At 72.5% G+C, this 17,738-nt stretch carries 19 protein-coding genes; 12 read left to right on the top strand and 7 right to left on the bottom strand.

Going from position 1 to position 17,738, the window contains the following annotated elements:
- Window positions 1-66: 66 nt before the first annotated feature.
- On the bottom strand, window positions 67-1,731 hold the full coding sequence (locus tag FF100_RS24880; protein WP_139038464.1) for an electron transfer flavoprotein-ubiquinone oxidoreductase: 1,665 nt from the start codon (window positions 1,729-1,731) through the stop codon (window positions 67-69).
- 194 nt (window positions 1,732-1,925) lie between these two features.
- Between FF100_RS24880 and FF100_RS24875 the strand changes: the two genes are divergently transcribed.
- From FF100_RS24875 to moaB, 3 genes are all read left to right on the top strand, one after another.
- On the top strand, window positions 1,926-2,864 hold the full coding sequence (locus FF100_RS24875) for a uracil-DNA glycosylase (protein ID WP_139038463.1): 939 nt from the start codon (window positions 1,926-1,928) through the stop codon (window positions 2,862-2,864).
- Window positions 2,865-2,980: 116 nt separating this feature from the next.
- Entirely contained in the window at window positions 2,981-3,892 is a 912-nt protein-coding gene (gene ypfJ, locus FF100_RS24870; RefSeq protein ID WP_139038462.1) for a KPN_02809 family neutral zinc metallopeptidase, read from the top strand.
- Window positions 3,892-4,485 (top strand): molybdenum cofactor biosynthesis protein B, encoded by a 594-nt coding sequence (gene moaB / locus FF100_RS24865; protein WP_139038461.1) that lies wholly within the window; start codon window positions 3,892-3,894, stop codon window positions 4,483-4,485. The genes ypfJ and moaB overlap by 1 nt, the downstream gene beginning before the upstream one ends.
- Here moaB and FF100_RS24860 read toward each other — a convergent pair.
- A complete protein-coding gene (locus FF100_RS24860) occupies window positions 4,451-4,966 on the bottom strand; it encodes a hypothetical protein (protein WP_139038460.1) in 516 nt (171 codons plus the stop codon). The two genes, moaB and FF100_RS24860, sit on opposite strands and share 35 nt — an antisense overlap.
- Window positions 4,967-5,085: 119 nt before the next feature.
- On the opposite strand from FF100_RS24860, the gene FF100_RS24855 reads away from it, so the two are divergent.
- On the top strand, window positions 5,086-6,198 hold the full coding sequence (locus tag FF100_RS24855; RefSeq protein ID WP_139038459.1) for a PA0069 family radical SAM protein: 1,113 nt from the start codon (window positions 5,086-5,088) through the stop codon (window positions 6,196-6,198).
- A gap of 82 nt (window positions 6,199-6,280) precedes the next feature.
- Window positions 6,281-6,853, top strand: a complete 573-nt coding sequence (locus tag FF100_RS24850) for a GNAT family N-acetyltransferase (RefSeq protein ID WP_139038458.1) — start codon at window positions 6,281-6,283, stop codon at window positions 6,851-6,853.
- Here FF100_RS24850 and FF100_RS24845 read toward each other — a convergent pair.
- The 3 genes from FF100_RS24845 to FF100_RS24835 all read right to left on the bottom strand — a co-directional run bounded on the left by FF100_RS24845 (window position 6,822) and on the right by FF100_RS24835 (window position 10,028).
- The gene (locus tag FF100_RS24845) at window positions 6,822-7,685 is read right to left on the bottom strand and encodes a PCC domain-containing protein (protein ID WP_139038457.1); all 864 of its coding nucleotides are present in this window, start codon (window positions 7,683-7,685) and stop codon (window positions 6,822-6,824) included. The genes FF100_RS24850 and FF100_RS24845 overlap by 32 nt on opposite strands.
- An 11-nt stretch (window positions 7,686-7,696) precedes the next feature.
- Window positions 7,697-9,295, bottom strand: coding sequence for an acyl-CoA synthetase (locus FF100_RS24840; protein ID WP_139038456.1), 1,599 nt, complete (start codon window positions 9,293-9,295; stop codon window positions 7,697-7,699).
- Between the two features lie 136 nt (window positions 9,296-9,431).
- Window positions 9,432-10,028, bottom strand: coding sequence for a ribonuclease HII (locus FF100_RS24835; protein ID WP_139038455.1), 597 nt, complete (start codon window positions 10,026-10,028; stop codon window positions 9,432-9,434).
- 231 nt (window positions 10,029-10,259) lie between these two features.
- Here FF100_RS24835 and FF100_RS24830 point away from each other — a divergent pair, with 231 nt between their 5' ends.
- The 4 genes from FF100_RS24830 to FF100_RS24820 all read left to right on the top strand — a co-directional run bounded on the left by FF100_RS24830 (window position 10,260) and on the right by FF100_RS24820 (window position 12,233).
- Window positions 10,260-10,505, top strand: coding sequence for a hypothetical protein (locus FF100_RS24830; protein ID WP_139038454.1), 246 nt, complete (start codon window positions 10,260-10,262; stop codon window positions 10,503-10,505).
- A gap of 102 nt (window positions 10,506-10,607) precedes the next feature.
- Window positions 10,608-10,760, top strand: a complete 153-nt coding sequence (locus tag FF100_RS37285) for a hypothetical protein (RefSeq protein WP_171070318.1) — start codon at window positions 10,608-10,610, stop codon at window positions 10,758-10,760.
- A gap of 401 nt (window positions 10,761-11,161) precedes the next feature.
- On the top strand, window positions 11,162-11,530 hold the full coding sequence (locus FF100_RS24825) for a DUF2794 domain-containing protein (protein ID WP_139038453.1): 369 nt from the start codon (window positions 11,162-11,164) through the stop codon (window positions 11,528-11,530).
- A gap of 193 nt (window positions 11,531-11,723) precedes the next feature.
- On the top strand, window positions 11,724-12,233 hold the full coding sequence (locus FF100_RS24820) for a L,D-transpeptidase (RefSeq protein WP_139038452.1): 510 nt from the start codon (window positions 11,724-11,726) through the stop codon (window positions 12,231-12,233).
- Window positions 12,234-12,376: 143 nt separating this feature from the next.
- Here the strand turns inward: FF100_RS24820 and FF100_RS24815 are convergent, their stop codons facing one another.
- A complete protein-coding gene (locus FF100_RS24815) occupies window positions 12,377-12,751 on the bottom strand; it encodes a PH domain-containing protein (protein WP_139038451.1) in 375 nt (124 codons plus the stop codon).
- 10 nt (window positions 12,752-12,761) lie between these two features.
- Window positions 12,762-12,962, bottom strand: a complete 201-nt coding sequence (locus FF100_RS24810; protein WP_139038450.1) for a DUF1674 domain-containing protein — start codon at window positions 12,960-12,962, stop codon at window positions 12,762-12,764.
- A gap of 171 nt (window positions 12,963-13,133) precedes the next feature.
- Here FF100_RS24810 and FF100_RS24805 point away from each other — a divergent pair, with 171 nt between their 5' ends.
- From FF100_RS24805 to FF100_RS24795, 3 genes are all read left to right on the top strand, one after another.
- Complete coding sequence (locus FF100_RS24805; RefSeq protein ID WP_139038449.1) at window positions 13,134-14,480, top strand: RsmB/NOP family class I SAM-dependent RNA methyltransferase; 1,347 nt, start codon at window positions 13,134-13,136, stop codon at window positions 14,478-14,480.
- Window positions 14,481-14,627: 147 nt separating this feature from the next.
- Window positions 14,628-16,340: a heparinase II/III family protein gene (locus FF100_RS24800; protein WP_139038448.1), complete on the top strand. Its 1,713-nt coding sequence runs from the start codon at window positions 14,628-14,630 to the stop codon at window positions 16,338-16,340.
- A gap of 150 nt (window positions 16,341-16,490) precedes the next feature.
- A complete protein-coding gene (locus tag FF100_RS24795) occupies window positions 16,491-17,636 on the top strand; it encodes a GGDEF domain-containing protein (RefSeq protein ID WP_139038447.1) in 1,146 nt (381 codons plus the stop codon).
- Window positions 17,637-17,738: the final 102 nt, after the last annotated feature.

Here is a 17,738-nt window from a genome sequence, read left to right as displayed (position 1 = left end):
GAGGAAACCTGACCGACCCCGCGCAATGGAAATGGGCGGGCCTTGCTTTGGGGCCCGCCCATCGTCCTACATATTCACGTAGTTCGGACCGCCGGGACCTTCCGGCGTGACCCAGTTGATGTTCTGGTTCGGGTCCTTGATGTCGCAGGTCTTGCAGTGGACGCAGTTCTGCGCGTTGATCTGGTAGCGCGGCGCACCACCCTCCTCGATCCACTCGTAGACGCCGGCCGGGCAATAACGGCTCGACGGCCCGCCGAACACGTCGTGCTCGGAGGATTTCTGCAGGCCCATATCCTTGACCTGAAGATGGACCGGCTGGTCCTCCTCGTGGTTGGTGTTCGACAGGTAGACCGACGACAGGCGGTCGAAGGTCAGCACCCCGTCGGGCCTGGGATACTTGATCGGCTTCACGTCCTTGAGCGGCTTGGTGCAGGCATAATCCGGCTTGCCGTGGCTGAGCGTGCCGAACAAGGACAGGCCGGCGAGCTCGTTGAGCCACATGTCGAGGCCCCCCAATCCCACGCCGACGAGGGTGCCGTACTTGGACCACAGCGGCTTGACGTTGCGGACCCGCTTGAGGTCGTAGCCGATCGGGCTCGCGCGCCAGCCCTCGTCGTAGGAGGTCAGCTCGTCCTGGGCCCGGCCGGCGGCCAGCGCCTCGTGGATCGCGCCGGCGGCCTGCATCCCGGAGAGCACCGCGTTGTGCGAGCCCTTGATCCGCGGCACATTGACGAAGCCGGCGGAGTCGCCGACGAGACAGCCGCCCGGGAAGACCAGCTTCGGCACCGATTGCCAGCCGCCCTCCATGATGGCCCGCGCGCCGTAACCGATGCGCTTGGCGCCCTCGAACACGTCGCGGATCATCGGGTGGGTCTTGAAGCGCTGGAACTCCTCGAACGGCGACAGGGTCGGGTTCTCGTAGTTCAGGTGCGTGACGAACCCGACCGAGACCAGGTGATCGTCGAAATGGTAGAGCCAGGAGCCGCCGCCGGCCTTGTTCGGCAGCGGCCAGCCCATCGAATGCTGCACCAGCCCCGGCCGGAACTTCTCCGGCTTGACCTGCCACAGCTCCTTGACGCCGAGCCCGTACTTCTGGTGGTCGGAATGCTGGTTGAGGCGGTAGCGGTCGATCAGCTTCTTGGTCAGCGAGCCGCGGGCACCCTCGCCGAACACCGTGTACTTGGCGCGCAACTCCATGCCGCGGGTGAAGTCGTCCCGCGCCTCGCCCGAGCGGGCGATGCCGAGATCGCCGGTGGCGATGCCGGCCACGGCGCCCGCCTCGTCATAGAGGATCTCGGCGGCCGGGAAGCCCGGATAGATCTCGACGCCGAGTTCCTCCGCCTTGCGGCCGAGATACTTCGTCACGTTGGAGAGCGAACCGACGAAGTTGCCGTGGTTGCTCATCAGCTTCGGGAAGGCGACGTTCGGCAGCGCGATGCCGCCGGCCGGCCCGAGGAACATGAACTCGTCCTTCACCACCTCGGTCTTGAGGGGGCGGTCCGGATCCTCGCGCCAGCCGGGCACGAGGCTGTCGAGGCCGCTCGGGTCGACCACGGCGCCGGACAGGATGTGGGCGCCGACCTCGCTCCCCTTCTCGACCACCACCACCGACACCTCGGTGCCGGCTTCCGTCGCGAGCTGCTTGAGCTGGATGGCGGCAGCCAGCCCGGCCGGGCCCGCTCCGACGATCACCACGTCGAAGTCCATCGCCTCGCGTTCCGGCAGCTCCATCCTGGTCCTCCCCTGGTCGTCTGATAGTTCACATATAAACGATCTCGGGCCGCCTCAAGCGGTCCGTTGGCCGGGACCGTGCGACGGCGTGTCCCCGGGTGCAAGCACCCGCGCGGCCTCGCCCGCACGAGAATGCGTGTGGGCGCCGTGTCGCGCCGGTTGTCCACACCCGCGCGAGACGCCACATCACGCAGATGACAGCCGACGCTCCCGACAGCCGCGACCTGCTCTCCTTCCTCGACTTCCACGTCGCGGCGGGCGTCGATGCGGTGCTGGACGAGACGCCGCATGACCGCTTCGCCGAGCCCGAGGCGCCGCGCCGCGCCGCGCGGGCGGAGGCCGATGCGCCGATGCGTCCGTCCGAGCCAACGCCCGAGCTGGCCCGGGCCGCGCCCCCACCCCGGCAGGACGCTCCGCGCGCGGAGGTTCCACGACAGGAAGCCGTTCGCCAGGAAACGGTTCGCCAGGAAACGGTTCGCCCGGAAGCACCCAGCACCTACGGCCGCTCCGCCGCCGCCGCCCCGGGCGAGGCCGCGGGGGACGCGCGGGAACTGGCCGCCACCGCCGCGAGCCTGGAGGAGCTGGAAGGCCTGCTCGGCCAGTTCGAGAGCTGCGCCCTGCGCTTCACCGCCAAGAACCTCGTCTTCGCCGACGGGAACCCGCAAGCCAGGGTGATGTTCGTCGGCGAGGCGCCGGGGGCCGACGAGGACCGGGTCGGCAAGCCGTTCATGGGCCGTTCGGGCCAGCTCCTCGACCGGATGATGGCGGCGGTCGGCCTCGACCGCACCAACGCCTATGTCGGCAACGTCGTGCCGTGGCGCCCGCCGGGCAACCGCAACCCGACCCCGCAGGAACTCGCGACCTGCAAGCCGTTCATCGAGCGGCAGATCGCGCTGGCCGATCCCGACATCCTGGTCTGCCTCGGCGGCGTCGCGACCCAGGCGCTCGCCGGCACCAAGGACGGCATCCTCAAGTCCCGCGGGCGCTGGTTTCCCTATCGCACCGGGCGGCGCGAGATCCGGCTGCTCGCCACCCTGCACCCGGCCTACCTGCTGCGCCAGCCGCTGCAGAAACGCCTCGCCTGGCGCGACTTCCGGGCCCTGCGCGCCGCCCTCGACGAGGGCGGGCGCTGACCGTCGGCCGGCGCGACGAAGCGGAACCGTGCCGGTCCTGGTCGATTACTCTTGAGCCTCGGGCCTGCGCCGCGTAGCCGTCGCGGCCAAGGTTCACGGGCCGACGGGACGCTGACATGCGCTGGGAAGATTTTCGCTCCTCCGACAACGTCGAAGACCGCCGCGGCGAGGGCGGTGGCGGCGGCGGATTCGGGTTCCCCGGCGGTGGGGCCGGGGGCCTCGGCATCGGCACGATCGTGATTCTGTGCATCATCGGCTGGGTCACCGGCATCAACCCGGCGATCCTGATCGGCGGCGCCGAAACCGTGACGCGCCAGCGCGCGCCCCAGGAACAGAGCCAGCCGCAGGGCCGCCAGCCCGACCGGCGCACCGGGGCGCCGTCCGACCAGACCGGCAAGTTCGCCGCCGCGATTCTCGGCAACACCGAGGACGTCTGGAGCCAGGTGCTGCCGAACCAGACCGGCCGGCAATACACCCCGACCACGATGGTGCTCTATACCGGCGGCACCCGCAGCGGCTGCGGCCAGGCCCGGGCGGCGATGGGCCCGTTCTACTGCCCGCTCGACAAAAAGGTCTATCTCGATACCTCCTTCTTCAAGGAGATGGAGCAGAAGTTCCACGTGAAGGGCGACTTCGCCTACGCCTACGTGATCGCCCACGAGGTCGGCCACCACGTCCAGGATGTGCTCGGCATCCTGCCGAAGGTCCAGCGCAAGCAGCAGCAGGTCGGCGAGCGCGAGTCGAACGCCCTCTCGGTCCGCGTCGAGTTGATGGCCGATTGCCTCGCCGGCGTCTGGGCCAAGAACTCGAACGACCGCTTCAATGCGCTCGAGCCCGGCGACATCGAGGAAGCGATGCAGGCGGCCAGCGCCATCGGCGACGACAAGCTGCAGAAGCAGAGCCAGGGCTACGTCGTGCCGGATTCCTTCACCCACGGCTCCTCGGCGCAGCGGATGCGCTGGTTCCAGACCGGCTATCGCAGCGGCCAGACCCAGTCCTGCGACACCTTCCGGGCCTCGCAGCTGTGATGGCAAGTCTCGACCAAGCCCGCCTCGACTTCGCCCGGGAGTTCGTGCCGCTCTCGGTCGCGGTGCTGACGGTTTCCGATACCCGCACCCGCGCCGACGACCGCTCCGGCGATACGCTGGCGGAGCGGCTGAGCGCGGCCGGCCACCGCCTCGCAGCCCGGGCGATCGTGCCGGACGACGTCGAGGCGATCCGCGCCCAGGTGACCGCCTGGGCGCAAGATCCGGGGGTCGACGTCGTGATCACCACCGGCGGCACCGGCTTCACCGGCCGCGACGTGACGCCGGAGGCCCTGGAGCCGCTGTTCGAGAAGCGGATGGACGGCTTCTCCGCCATCTTCCACCGCATCTCCTACGACAAGATCGGCACCTCGACGCTGCAATCGCGGGCGACCGCCGGGGTGGTGAACGCCACCTACGTGTTCGTGCTGCCGGGCTCGCCCGGCGCCTGCCGCGACGCCTGGGACGGGATCCTGGCGGCTCAGCTCGACTACCGGCACCGGCCGTGCAACTTCGTCGAGATCATGCCGCGTCTCGACGAGCACCTGAAGCGCGGAGCGGCTAGCCCCGCAGCAGCGAAGCCCGCAGGGACCTGACCGGCAGGCGGGCGCGCAGCGGCAGGCCCGCCCGCACGGTCTGCACCGGCGCGAGATCGCCCGCCCGCACCTGGCGCGTCCCGGTCAGCGCCTCGCGCCGGCCGGCGATCCGCTCGAACAGGGGCGCGTGCGGGCGCCGCAATCGGCCGACCGAGTGGATGGACCCGGTGGCGCCGAACCGGTCGAGGATCCGGATCCACCCCGCCGCCGGTACGTCGCCGGCCTCCAGGCACAGCATCCAGGGTCTCCGGGCGACGCGCGCCGCCTCGACCCAGGGACTCCCGCCCCGCGCCACCAGGGCCGCGCCGGTGCTCTCCGCCATGGTGGCGACCTCCGGGTCGTCCGGATGCGCCGTCGTGATGACCGCATCGCCCACCACCCCCGCCGCGACGCCGGCCACCAGGGCGGCGAGGGTGTCGGCGAGGGCGTCGATGCGATCCGGGTCGATCGCGCCGGGGAGATGGATGGCAGCGGTGAACATGATCGCGCCATAGCGGATGGGAGGCGTTCCGTCCTGCCTCGATCGTTGGCATTTCCATGGGCTCTTGTGATTGTTCCTGCTTTGTTCCAATCTTGAGCGTGAACGGCACGGAGGTCGGAATGGAAGCGGGATGCGGGCGGCAGGGAGGGCGCCTCGCCGGATCGACCCCGGCGGCGGCGAGCCGCCGCGGGCGCGGCGCCACCGCCAACCCGACCGGCCGGTTCGAGGCCGCCGACCGCGAGGCCTTCGCGGATGGCTGGGAGCTCGAGGAGGACCTGCGGCCGCTGCGCACCGAGGTGACGATGGAGCGGGCGCGCAGCATCATCACCCGCAACACATCGCCCGATATCGGATTCGACCGCTCGATCAATCCGTATCGCGGCTGCGAGCATGGCTGCGTCTACTGCTTCGCCCGGCCGAACCACGCCTATGCGGGCCTCTCGCCGGGGCTCGACTTCGAGACGAAGCTGTTCGCCAAGCCCGACGCCGCGTCCCTGCTGGAACGGGAGCTTTCGGCCCGCGGCTACACGCCCCGCACCATCGCGCTGGGCACCGCGACCGATCCCTACCAGCCGATCGAGCGACGCTACCGCCTGACGCGAGGGGTGCTGGAGGTGCTGGCCCGCTTCCGCCACCCGGTCGGCCTCGTCACGAAGTCCGACCTCGTGCTGCGGGACCTCGATATCCTGACGCCGATGGCGCGCAACGGGCTGGTGAAGGTCGCGCTCTCGGTCACCACCCTCGACCCCGACCTCGCCCGACGGATGGAGCCCCGGGCGCCGAGGCCCGAGAAGCGCCTGGCGGCGATCCGGGCGCTGGCCGAGGCCGGCGTGCCCGTGATGGTGCTGGTGGCGCCGCTGATCCCGGGCCTCAACGACCACGAGCTCGAAAACGTGCTGGCCCGGGCCCGGGAGGCCGGGGCGAGCGAGGCCGGCGGCGTGCTGCTGCGCCTGCCGCACGAACTCGCCGACCTGATGCGCGACTGGTTCGCCGAGCATTACCCCGACAAGGCCGGGCGGGCCTTCTCGCTGCTCGCCCAAGCCCGGGGCGGCAAGGTCTACGACGCGACGTATGGGCGGCGCTTCACCGGGACCGGGCCCTACGCGGACCTGCTCGATCAGCGGATGCGGGTGGCGATGGCGCGGCTCGGGTACCCGGCGGAGCGGGTGCGGTTGCGGGCTGATCTGTTCAGCGTGCCGGTGGGGGTGGGCGGTCAGTACAGCTTGTTTTGAGGGGCGCGTCGCCCGATGTGGCGCCGCCGAGACAGTGGCAGGGTGGCATGTCCCGAACGGCGATCCCTGCTACCCTGACGCCATGACCGGCGCCCCTTCACTCGCCCTCGACACGCCCCGCCTCCACCTGCGCCTCGTTGCCCCTGAGGATGCCGAGGCGACCAGCGCCCTGATGACCCCGGCCGTCAGCCGGTGGCTCGCGATGTGGCCGCTGCCCTTCACCGTCGCGAGGGCGCGGGAGCGGATCGCCATGGCGCGCGCCCTCGCCGCGTCCGGGCAGGCGCTCTCCCTCGCGGTGACCGCCCGCGACAGGGGCGAGCTCCTTGGCTGGATCATGCTGCACCGGACCCGCGAGGACCCACGGACAGCCACCCTCGGCTACTGGCTCGGCGAGCCGCATCAGCGTCGCGGCTACTTGCGCGAGGCGGCCGCCGCCCTGCTGCCGGCCGCCGTCGCATGGCTCGATCTCGACCGGGTCGAGGCCAGCGCCCAGCCGGGGAATGCAGGCTCGTTCGCGGTGATGCGGGCCTGCGGCATGACCTTTCAGGGCGAGGCGGTGATCCACGCGCCGGCCCGGGCCCGCGACGAACGCGTCCACGTCTACGCCGTCGAGCGCGACGGCCTCATTCCGCCGTCAGGCACAGCTCGAAGGTGATGCAGGCGGCGTTGGCGCCGCGACGCAGGACGCCTTCGTGGATGCCGCCCGCAACATCCACCACCGCGATGTCGAGATGCGCCGCCAGCCGGCCATCCGGCCCTGGCCGCACGGACCCGTCGCGGATCAGCACCTCGCTCGCATCGGTCGGGATCGCCCGCCCGTCGGCGAAGGTCGGCCGGACGATGCTGCCGATGCCCCGCACCCGCGCCGCCGCGACGCCGTGCGCGCGGGCCGCCGCCTCGATGGCGGCGTGGATCTCCTCGTTCGGCTGGATCTTCAGCAGCAGGCAGGCCGGCGCATCCGCCCCGGGACCCGCGGGGGTGAACAGCGAGAAGTTGGTCTCGGCATCCGGCTCGACCCGCCAGGCGGCCTCCGCCGTGCCCCAGGCCTCGGCCCGGACCGGTTCGGACACCACGACCTCCGCCGGCAGCAGGTGGCCGGCGCGGCGGCGCCCGTCGGCCTCGATCCAGGTGCCGTGAATGTGCAGGAAGGCCGCGCCGTCGCGCTCGCCGAAGGTGGCGCTCGCCCGCTCCAGCCGGGTCTCGCCCCCGGGCCGGAAGGTCTCGCTGTAATAGGCGGCGTAACGCGGTTCGGCCGAGAGGGCCGGCATCACGTAGGCGAAGGGCGCGAAGCTCCCGCCCGTCAGGTGCACGACGCCGCCGCGCATCCCGGCCTCGCCGAGGGAGCCCGCGAGGGCGTCGAGGAGCGTGCGCCCCGGCGCGAGGTCGAGAGGGCGGTGGATCAGCGAACCGCCTGCGGCGAGCCAGCGCTCCGCCCGCAGGGGGCCTGGCTGCGCCAGGGTGGCGAAGGGCGGGGTCCCGGACCGCATCGGGGCAGCGCTCACTTCTGTGCCCTCTCGCCGAGAAGACCTGCGGCCTCCAGCTCCTCGCGCACCATCTTCTTGGTGATCTTGCCGTAGCCGGATTTCGGCAGCGACTCGCGCAGGATGACCCGGCGGGGCAGCTTGTAGCGGGCGACCTTGTCGAACAGGAACGCCATCACGTCCTCCTCCGACAGCGCCATGCCTTCGCGGGGCACGCAGACCGCGATGCCGATCTCGCCCCAGGTCGGGTCCGGCACGCCGAGTACCGCCGTCTCGGCCACCGCCGGATGGGCCAGGATCTTCTCCTCGATCTCGCGCGGATAGATGTTCGAGCCGCCCGAGATGTACATGTCGGAGGCGCGGCCGGTGATGGTGAGGAATCGCTCGGCATCGAGGGTGCCGAGGTCGCCGGTGCGGAACCAGCCGTCGCGAAACGCCTCGGCATTGGCCTTGGGGTTCTCCCAGTAGCCGGCGAACACCGCCGGCCCGCAGACGCAGATCTCGCCGGTCTCGCCGGGACCGACCTCGCGCCCTTCCGGGTCCTGGATCTGCACCTGCATCCCGGTCCGCTCGAACCCGCAGGTGCCGATCCTCACCCCCGGCCCGTCCTCCGCCTCGTGCAGGGCGGGGGGCAGCACCGTGATGTTGCCGGTGACCTCCCCGAGGCCGAAATACTGCACGATCACCTTGCCGAGAGTGCGCAACGCCCGCTTCTGGTCCTCGCGGTACATCGGCGCGCCGGCATAGATGATGTAGCGCAGGGACGAATGGTCGTTCGCGTCGACCGCCGGATGCTCGACCATCATCTTGAGGATCGTCGGCACGGTGAACATGTTGGTGATGCGGTGGCGCGCCACCAGGCCCCAGACCTCAGCCGCGTCGAAGCGCTCGGAGGCCGGCAGCACCGAGGTCACCGCGCGGGCGACCTGCGCCACCGCGTGCACCCCGGCCCCGTGCGAGAGCGGTGCCACCACCAGCGAGGCATCGGTCTCCGCGCTCGTGCCCGGCATCAGGTCGCAGAGGTGGTTGGTGATCACGAAGGCCATCTGGCCGTGGGTGAGCACCGCGGCCTTCGGCTTGCCGGTGGTGCCGGAGGTGTAGAAGAACCAGCACGGATCGTCGTGCTCGACCGCCGCGTTCGCGGTCTGCCGGCCCATGCCCTCGGCGAGCAGGTCCTCGTAGGCCTCGCCCCCGGCCGGGCCCTCGCCGATGACGACGACGTGGCGCAGGGACGGGCAGGCGGCGCGTACGGCGGCGACGTGGTCGGGGTAGTCGGCGTGGCACAGGAAGGCGGCGGCGCCCGATTGCCCGGCGAGGTAGGCGACGTCGTCCGGCATCAGCCGGAAGTTCGTCGGCACGAACACGGCGCCGAGCCGGAACGCCGCATACATGATCTCCAGGATCGCGTTGCCGTTGCGGGCATGGACCAGCAGGCGGTCGCCCTTGCGGATCCCGCGGGCCGCGAGCGCATGCGCGAGGCCCGAGACCCGGGCATCGAAGGCCGCCCAGGTCCAGCTCCGCTCGCCCCACCGGATGGCCGGGCGATCGGGGTGGCGCGCAGCGGCCTGGGTGAGGGAATGGGCGAGGTTCATCACCCGGCGCGACATCGGCCTCATCGGGCAGCCCCTTGGCTGAAGGTGCTCACGCGGATCGTCCTCCCTGGTGGCGCCGGCCGTTCGGCTCGTTGCGCGTCGACGGGAGCTTACGACGCTCCCGGGCCCGAGCGGAAGCGCGGGCGGCGCATGGACGACGTCACGAGGCGCGCGACTTGAAGCTGAGGCGATGGTGCCGGGTGAGGCCTTGCCCCGCCATCGCGGCCCGGTGCGCGGCGGTGCCGTAGCCGACGTTGCGCTCCCACGCATAGGCCGGGTGGCGCAAGGCCAGCGCCCGCATCAGCTGGTCGCGCACCACCTTGGCGACGATCGAGGCGGCGGCGATCTGCGGCACCAGCCGGTCGCCGCCGACGACGGCGCGGCCGGGCACGGACAGGCCGGGGGGCACGTCGCGCCCGTCCACGGCCACCTCGGCGGCGATCCCGAGCCCGACGACCGCCCGGCGCATCGCGTCGAGAGTGGCGGCGCGCACGTTGATGCGGTCGATCAGGTCGCGCGAGGCGCCCGCCAGCGCCACGCGGGCCGCCGACCGGATCCGCGGCGCCAGGCGCTCCCGGGTGGCGGCGTCGAGGCGCTTGCTGTCGTCGAGGGCCTCCAGCAGGTCCGGGGCCAGGGCGGCGGGATCGAAATGCACCGCCGCCACGATCACCGGGCCGCACAGGGCGCCGCGGCCGACCTCGTCGCAGCCGATGACGACGGGATAGCGGGCGGCGTGGCGGGCATCGAACGGGCGCATCGGGCGGGTCTGCCCTGATTCCGGCCTCGAAATCCATCCCATGCAATCGGAGACGTTTTCTTCCGGGGCCTGCGGCGCGATGATCGATGCCCGAGAAGGCGCACCGGACGCGCCGGATCGCGGGAGGACGGGCCTGCGCGCCGATGACGCGTCCCGGTCTGGCACGTGGCGTGCCGCTCCCGCCGTCCGGTCCCGCCCGGTCCGGATTCCGTCGCAGGAGGTACGCCGTCCATGAAGGTCGCCCTCGCCGTCGCCGCGCTCTCCCTCGTCCAGCCGACGCATTCCTGGTACCCCTTCGAATGCTGCTCGGATCAGGATTGCGAGCCGATCTCCGACGCCGTCGAGGTGCCGGGCGGCTACCGGACGCACGGGATCTTCGTGCCGCTGGCCAAGGTGCGCCCGAGCAAGGACGGGGGCTACCATTGGTGCCACAATGGCGGCACCGTCATCTGCTTCTTCGCGCCGCTCGCGGGCTGACGCCCCGCATCCCCCCTTGGCGCCCCGCGCCCCGGCTGGCACCAGGGAGGGCCGAGGGCGTTCCCTGAGGCGCGCCCCGCCGGACGAATGGGAGGAGGATGCATGACCACGCCGCCGCGGCAGAACCGTTTCCTGGCGCTCGCGCTGCCGGTCGCCCTGCTGGCCGGGGCCCTGGTGATCGGGTTCTCGACGCTCGATCACATCCGGGTCGCCCGGGCCCGGGCGCTCGCGGCGCAGATGTGGATGCAGCCGTAACCGGCGGCTCAAAAAAGGACCGCGCTCCATGCGGAGGCGGCCCTGAAGTGGTTTGGGTCTCGAAACCTCGGAGGTGGCCCGGACCGCCGGCCTTCCGGAGGCTGGGGGGCTGGGTACCGGAACGACCGGCGGGCCGGGCCATGAGGTCGACCTGTCTTGCGCGCGCATCAAGGCCGGCGCGCGGCGCGATTGCGGCATTTTGTAGGCGGTTCCGCCCTTTCCCAGGCGTTTCCGTTCCGTGTCGCGACGATAACTGGACGCTGTCGCTCCAGCGCAACCCTTGCGAGGCCGTTTCACCGATCCCATCATGGTCCGACCGGCCGTTTGCCGGCTCATGCGCGCCGTGTCCGGCGCGAATCACCCCGACAGGCTTCGAGCCACCCCGACGGACAGGAGGAGCGATGAGCGAGGGAGAGACGACCGATAGCCGGAGCGCCGGCGCCGGAGCTCATGTGGTTCCGTTCCCGCGCGCCGCACCGCAGGTGTCATTCCATCGCGACGAGCTGCGCGTCATCCTGAACCTCTATGGCCGCATGGTCTCGGAGGGCGAGTGGCGGGACTACACGATCGACTTCACCCGCGAGAAGGCGGTGTTCGCCATCCACCGCCGCACCTCCGAGCGGCCGCTCTACCGCATCGAGAAGGATCCCCGCCTCGCCCGCCGCCAGGGCGCCTACGCGGTGATCGCCGAGACCGGCCGCATCCTGAAGCGCGGGCACGATCTCGCGCAGGTGCTGCGGGTGCTGGAGAAGCCGCTGCGGGTGGTGTGAGGCCTCCGGACGCGCGGCGCCCAACCCTGCCCTGAAAGGGGGAAGGGTTCAGGCGTCGCGCACACCTCTCCTTAACGCTCCCGCGCATCCCCACGGCCTTCACCCCCCGGCAAGCATCTTTGCCAACCGGAACGACAGGTTTCCGGGCGGATTATCGCTTGGCTCAACAAGGTCACGCTCGAGGACCGCAGGGATGCACAAGCAGAGTGGATGGGCCGCGGCGGCGTTCGTCGCGGCGATGCTGGCGGCCGGTCCGGCCGTGGCGCGGGAGCTGGTCGCGTTCGACGCGGCGGCGGCGGAGGCCGGCACGGTGGTGGTCCGCACCGCCGAGCGGCGGCTGTACTTCGTCAACGGCGACGGGACGGCGATCCGCTATCCCGTGGCGGTCGGCAAGGCCGGCAAGCAGTGGACGGGCTATGCCCGCATCGACGGCAAGTACCTGCGGCCGGCCTGGTCGCCGCCCGACGAGGTGAGGCGGGACAATCCTCGCCTTCCCGAGGTGATCGCCGGCGGCTCGCCGAGCAACCCGATGGGCGTCGCGGCGCTCACCCTCGACCGGGGCGAGTACGCGATCCACGGCACCAACCGGCCTGGCTCGATCGGCACCTTCGCGTCCTATGGCTGCATCCGGATGTTCAACCAGGATGTCGCCGACCTCTACGGCCGCGTCCAGGTCGGCACCACCGTGGTGGTGACGCGCTGACCGCGTCGTCGGGCCTGTTCACGCCGGTCCCGACGCACACGACGTCCTGCGCGTGATCCCGGGGCCGCGGACCGGAAGCCCGGACTGGCGCGGAGGATGTCGGGTTTCGCCGGTCGGGCGAGCCGACGCCTCCGCGCCGTCGCTCAGCGCAACGTCGCGGCGATCGCTCGCTGGATCCCGCGGATGTCGGCCCCGCGCTTGAGCGTGCGGGTGATCGGCTCCGGCCGGCCCGAGACCCAGATCGACAATTCCGAATCGAAATCGAAGCTGCCGGCATTCTCGATCGAGAACGAGGTGATTGCCCGGTAGGGCACGGTCAGGTACGACACCTTGCGGCCGGTCACGCCCTGCTTGTCGATCAGGATCATCCGCCGGTCGGTGAAGACCATCAGGTCGCGGATCACCCGGAACGCCACCTGCACGGTCTCGCCCGGGACCAGCATCCCGTCGAGTTCCTGCGCCACCGCTTCCGGTGCCGCATCGCTGCCATGGCCGAGCAGGCCGTCGAGCAAGCCCATCGTCGCCCCCTCAGAAGTCGGTCGCCAGACCCTTCACTTCCCAATCGTCGTAGCGCACCGGCTCGAGGCCGCCGCGCCCGTTGATCTCGCGCTCGCGCCGGACCTCCTCGGCCTTGGCGTCGATCGCCGTCCGGCGCGCCTCGGCCTCGGCGAGGGCGCGTTGCGCCGCCGGGGTGAGGGGCTTGCGGGGAATGGCCTCGCTCTCGCTCATCGGTCGACTCTCGCTGCCTCGGCTGTCGCGGCGCTTGCATCTCGGGCGGGCGGATGCCACCCCCGGCGCACAGGCCGCCGATCCCTCCGAGGTGGAGGGCGCGGGCGGCAGCGTCAAGGTCGGGTCCGGCAGCGGACTCATCATCCGCGCATGGGTCGCGGGGGAGCAGGGATGGACGGACAGCACACCGAGGGCGCCGGCCAGGTCGCAGGATTGCCGGCGCGGCGTCTCGCCTGGGGAACCGTGGCGGACCTGCTCGGCAAGAACCGCGGCACGGCGCTCGAGGACGCGATCGAGCCGGCGGTGCAGCGGGCGGTGCTGCCGCCGCAGGATGCCGGCCTCGCCCGCGCCATCGCCACCACGACGTTCCGGCATCTCGGGGTGATCCGCCACGCCCTGCACCAGCGTCTCGCCCGGGGCCTGCCGGACGACCAGCCGGGCCTCGTCGCGCTGCTCGCCACCGGCGCGGCGCAGATCCTCTATCTCAACGTCCAGGACCACGCCGCGGTCGATCTCGCGGTGCGCCTGGCCAAGTCCGATCCCGGGCTGCAGCACCTCGCCGGCCTCGCCAACGCGGTCCTGCGCCGGATCGCCCGCGAGCGCGACGACATCCTGCGCGAGGGCGAGGCCGATCCCCTGCGGCTCAACACGCCGGACTGGCTGGCACGCCGCTGGATCGCCGCCTACGGCGAGGAGACCGCGCGCGCCATCGCGGCCGCCAATGCCCGCGGGGCCGGGCTCGACCTGACCCTGCGTCCCGGTGCGCCGATCCCCGAGGGTCTCGACGGACGGCGCCTGCCGGGGTCGCTGAGCCTGCGCCTCGACGATGCCCGCACCCCGGTGCCCGAGCTGCCGGGCTTCCAGGACGGCACGTGGTGGGTGCAGGACGCCGCCGCGGCCTTCCCGGCCCATCTCCTCGCGGTGCGGCCCGGCGAGCGGGTGGTCGATCTCTGCGCCGCCCCCGGCGGCAAGACCGCGCAGCTCGCCGCCGCCGGCGCCGCGGTGCTGGCGGTCGACCGCTCGGCGCCGCGCCTGCGCCGGCTGGAAGCCAACCTCGCCCGGCTCGGTCTCAGCGCCGACGTGCAGGCGGTCGACGCGCTGGCGCTTCCCGAGGACCAGCCCTTCGACGCGGTGCTGCTCGACGCGCCGTGCAGCGCCACCGGCACGGTTCGGCGCCACCCCGACGTGCCGTGGGCGAAGAACGAGGCCGACCTGATGCGCCTCGTCGGGCTGCAGCGCCGGCTCCTCGACAAGGCGGCGCGGCTCACCCGCCCGGGCGGGCGCCTCGTCTACTGCACCTGCTCGCTCGAGCCGGAGGAGGGCGAGGGCCAGGCCGGGGCCTTCCTCGCGCGCCACCCGGACTTCGTCCGGCGCCCGATCACCCCCGAGGAGGTCGGCGACGCGGCCCTCGTCACCGCGTCCGGCGACCTGCGCACCCTGCCGTCGCACTGGTCCGACGAGGGCCGCGGCGGTCTCGACGGCTTCTACGCCGTGCGCCTGGAGCGGCGCGAGGCGTAACGGCCGGGGCGTCGGGGAGACGCGGAACCTGTTCACGGGCCGGCCGGACGGTTTGACCCCGCGATGATCCTTGACCATTCCTTGACGAGGGCGGCCGCCTCCTGACGATGGCAACGAGTGGCGATGGGCGGCCGGGCAGGAGGTGGCGTGGGGTGGGGGCCTGACCGCTGGCGGTTCTACCGGCTCGTCGGGCGCGAGGCGGGGCGCATGGTGCGGGGTGCCGCGGTCCGCGCGACGTCGCGCCCCTCGGCTCTGGCGCGCCTGCGCCCGACCGGCCTGGTGATCGCGCCGCAGGACCTGCGCACCAGCGACCCCACCATCGCGGCCGACATCTATGCCGGCCTGTTCGTGTTCGCCGGACGGGCGCTCGCCACCGGCGGGCGCTCGCCGTTCGACTTCGCGCCGCCCTCGGCCCAATGGGGCGAGGAACTCTACGGCTTCGGCTGGCTGCGCCACCTGCGGGCCGCCGAGAGCGCGCTGGCCCGCGCCAACGCCCGCACCTTCGTGCAGGACTTCATGGCCGGCCGCGGCGACCCGGCCCTGGCGCAGCGCCCGGCGGTGGTGGCGCGCCGCCTGATCTCGCTGCTGTGCCAGTCGCCGCTGGTGCTGGAGGGGGCCGACCACGCCTTCTACCAGGCCTTCCTGCGGCAGGTCGGGCGCTGCACCCGCGCCCTCGACCGGGCCCTGCGCCGCGGCGTCCTGCCCCGCGACCGCCTCGTCGCCGCGGTGGCGCTCGCCTATGCGGGCCTGTGCTGCGAGGGGTTCGAGCCGGTGCTGCGCCGGGGCACCCGGCTCCTGCACCGCGAGTTGACCCGCCAGATCCTGCCCGATGGCGGCCATCGCAGCCGCGATCCGGGCTTCGGCAAGGACCTGCTCCTCGACCTCCTGCCCCTGCGCCAGAGCTTCCTGAGCCGCGACATCGCTCCGCCGGAGGCGCTGCTCAACGCCATCGACCGGATGCTGCCGCTCCTGCGCCTCCTGCGTCACGGCGACGCCTCGCTCGGCCACCACAACGGCATGGGGGCGACCGCCGCAGACCAGCTCGCGACCCTGCTGGTCTATGACGGGGCGCTCGCCCGGCCCCTGATGCACGCGCCGCAGACCGGCTACGCCCGGCTCGAGGGCGGGGGCGGCACCCTGGTGGTGGCCGATATCGGGGCGGCGCCGCCGCCGGCCTATTCGGCGAATGCCGGGGCGGGCTGCCTGTCGTTCGAGCTGTCCTGCGGGCCGCAGCGGCTGGTGGTGAATTGCGGCATGCCGGCCACCGGCGAGGAGATGCGGGCGCTCGCCCGCACCACCGCGGCGCATTCCACCGCCTGCCTCGCCGACACCTCCTCGTGCCGCTTCGTCGGCCTGTCGCAGCCTGGCCTGATCCATCCCCTCGCGACGTGGCTGACCCGCCGGATGGGGCCGATCGTGGTGCGCGGGCCGGCCGAGGTCACGGTCGAGCGCGGCAGCGACCCGGCCGGAGCGAGCGTGCTCGCTGCCCGCCACGACGGCTACGTCCCGGTTCTCGGCCTGCGGCACGAGCGGCGCTGGCGCCTGCATTCCGACGGGGCCCTGCTCGAGGGCCATGACGGCTTCGTGCAGGATCCGGCCGGTCCCCGCGGCCCGGTCGAGGCGGCGATCCGCTTCCATCTCCACCCGACCGTGCGGGCGAGCCGGATCGGGCGCGGCGTGCGCCTCGCCGGGGCCGGCGCCCCCTGGCTGTTCGAGGCCGACGAGATCGATCCGGTGATCGAGGAGAGCGTGTTCTTCGCCGCCCTCAACGGCGCCCGCCGCACCGAGCAGATCGTGCTCCACCTCACGGCCGGCGACGGCATCCGGGTCGCCTGGCGCTTCCGCAGGCTGGCCGAGTAGGCGCGCCCGGCTCGAAACCCCGCCCGGGACTGGGCGAAATTTTCTCACCTCTCCCTCATCAGGGGCTTGCGCAGCCTCGAATGAACATTCTTCGAGCAATCGGCCGTGCTATACCGCATCACCGAGTCGGGACCGGGCGGGAACCACGGGATGAAGCTGGATGCGCCGACCCTGGTGACCGTGACCGTCTTCGTGACTGTGGTCATGGGGGCGCTGTACCTCCTGTCCTGGAGCCAGACCCGGCGGACCCGGGCGCTCGGCTTCCTCGGCGCCGCCCAGGTCATCGGCGCGCTCGCGGTCACGCTGTTCGGCCTGCGCGGGCTCTCGCCGGACTGGCTGTCGGTCGGGGTCGCCAACGCGGCGATGCTCCTGGCCTTCGGGCTGATCTGGGGCGGCGCCTGCTCGTTCGAGGCCCGGCGCGTCCCGGCTGGCGCGATCGCCGCCGGCCCGTTGGTCTGGCTCGCCGCCTGCCTGGTGCCGCCCTTCGCGGCCTCCCTCGGCGCCCGGGTGATCCTGGCCTCGGCGGTCGCCGGCCTGTATTGCGCGCTGGCCGCGCGCACCCTCTGGCACCATCGCGGCGAGCGGCTGCCGTCGCGGGCCCCGGCGGCGATCCTGCTCGCCAGCGAAGCCCTGCTGATCTGGGCGCGGATCCCCGCCACCCTGGTCCTGGCCGTGCCGCCGACGGGCACGCCGACCGAGACCGCCTGGGTCGCGGCCCTGTGCTTCCTGGCGCTGCTCTACTCGGTGGCGGTCTCGGTGTTGTTCATGGCGCTCGCCAAGGAGCGGCTCGAGGCCGAGCAGCGCCGCGCCGCCGAGACCGACCCGCTCACCGGCATCGCCAACCGCCGGGCCCTCGCGGCCGAGGCGGGCCGGGCCCTCGCGGCCGGGCCGACCGCCCTGCTGCTGTTCGACCTCGACCATTTCAAGCGGGTCAACGACACCTTCGGCCATGCGGTCGGCGATGCGGTGCTGGTCGGTTTCTGCACCGCGGCCGGTCAGGTCCTGCCGGCAGGCGCCGCGTTCGGGCGCCTCGGCGGCGAGGAATTCGCCTGCCTCCTGCCGGGCGCCGGCCCGGCTGAGGCGGTCGCCGCCGCCGAATCCGTGCGCCAGGCCGTGGCGGCGATGCGCCCGGACCTGATGCCGGACCTGTCGGTCACGGTCAGCGTCGGGATCGCCCGGGGCTCGGCCGAGTTCGAGACCCTGCTCGGCCTCGCCGACCGGGCGCTCTACCAGGCCAAGGCGCAGGGCCGCGACCGGGTGGTGCTCGCCGGGCCGGATCTGCGGCAGGCCGCGTGACACGCAAGCCTGACCGCGTGTCGCCCGCCCGCGCGGGGAGAGCCTCCGGCCCCGCGCACCCGAGCGCCGCCGCCCTGCCGATCGCGACGCGGTCCCGGCCGG

It is taken from the genome of Methylobacterium terricola (assembly GCF_006151805.1).
Lineage (GTDB): Bacteria > Pseudomonadota > Alphaproteobacteria > Rhizobiales > Beijerinckiaceae > Methylobacterium > Methylobacterium terricola.
The sequence above is the reverse complement of the archived record's forward strand: the minus strand, read 5'-3'. Positions and strand labels throughout refer to the sequence as shown.

Excerpts from the sequence above, each read along its gene's own strand:
- FF100_RS24830 (WP_139038454.1), top strand. The coding sequence starts at position 10,260 with ATGAAGGTCGCCCTCGCCGTCGCCGCGCTCTCCCTCGTCCAGCCGACG.
- FF100_RS24835 (WP_139038455.1), bottom strand. The coding sequence starts at position 10,028 with ATGCGCCCGTTCGATGCCCGCCACGCCGCCCGCTATCCCGTCGTCATC.
- FF100_RS24815 (WP_139038451.1), bottom strand. The coding sequence starts at position 12,751 with ATGGGCTTGCTCGACGGCCTGCTCGGCCATGGCAGCGATGCGGCACCG.
- FF100_RS24860 (WP_139038460.1), bottom strand. The coding sequence starts at position 4,966 with ATGTTCACCGCTGCCATCCATCTCCCCGGCGCGATCGACCCGGATCGC.
- FF100_RS24825 (WP_139038453.1), top strand. The coding sequence starts at position 11,162 with ATGAGCGAGGGAGAGACGACCGATAGCCGGAGCGCCGGCGCCGGAGCT.
- FF100_RS24845 (WP_139038457.1), bottom strand. The coding sequence starts at position 7,685 with ATGCGGTCCGGGACCCCGCCCTTCGCCACCCTGGCGCAGCCAGGCCCC.
- FF100_RS24875 (WP_139038463.1), top strand. The coding sequence starts at position 1,926 with ATGACAGCCGACGCTCCCGACAGCCGCGACCTGCTCTCCTTCCTCGAC.
- FF100_RS24850 (WP_139038458.1), top strand. The coding sequence starts at position 6,281 with ATGACCGGCGCCCCTTCACTCGCCCTCGACACGCCCCGCCTCCACCTG.
- FF100_RS24880 (WP_139038464.1), bottom strand. The coding sequence starts at position 1,731 with ATGGAGCTGCCGGAACGCGAGGCGATGGACTTCGACGTGGTGATCGTC.
- FF100_RS24795 (WP_139038447.1), top strand. The coding sequence starts at position 16,491 with ATGAAGCTGGATGCGCCGACCCTGGTGACCGTGACCGTCTTCGTGACT.
- FF100_RS24855 (WP_139038459.1), top strand. The coding sequence starts at position 5,086 with ATGGAAGCGGGATGCGGGCGGCAGGGAGGGCGCCTCGCCGGATCGACC.
- FF100_RS24805 (WP_139038449.1), top strand. The coding sequence starts at position 13,134 with ATGGACGGACAGCACACCGAGGGCGCCGGCCAGGTCGCAGGATTGCCG.
- moaB (WP_139038461.1), top strand. The coding sequence starts at position 3,892 with ATGGCAAGTCTCGACCAAGCCCGCCTCGACTTCGCCCGGGAGTTCGTG.
- FF100_RS24820 (WP_139038452.1), top strand. The coding sequence starts at position 11,724 with ATGCACAAGCAGAGTGGATGGGCCGCGGCGGCGTTCGTCGCGGCGATG.
- FF100_RS37285 (WP_171070318.1), top strand. The coding sequence starts at position 10,608 with ATGACCACGCCGCCGCGGCAGAACCGTTTCCTGGCGCTCGCGCTGCCG.
- FF100_RS24840 (WP_139038456.1), bottom strand. The coding sequence starts at position 9,295 with ATGAGGCCGATGTCGCGCCGGGTGATGAACCTCGCCCATTCCCTCACC.
- ypfJ (WP_139038462.1), top strand. The coding sequence starts at position 2,981 with ATGCGCTGGGAAGATTTTCGCTCCTCCGACAACGTCGAAGACCGCCGC.
- FF100_RS24810 (WP_139038450.1), bottom strand. The coding sequence starts at position 12,962 with ATGAGCGAGAGCGAGGCCATTCCCCGCAAGCCCCTCACCCCGGCGGCG.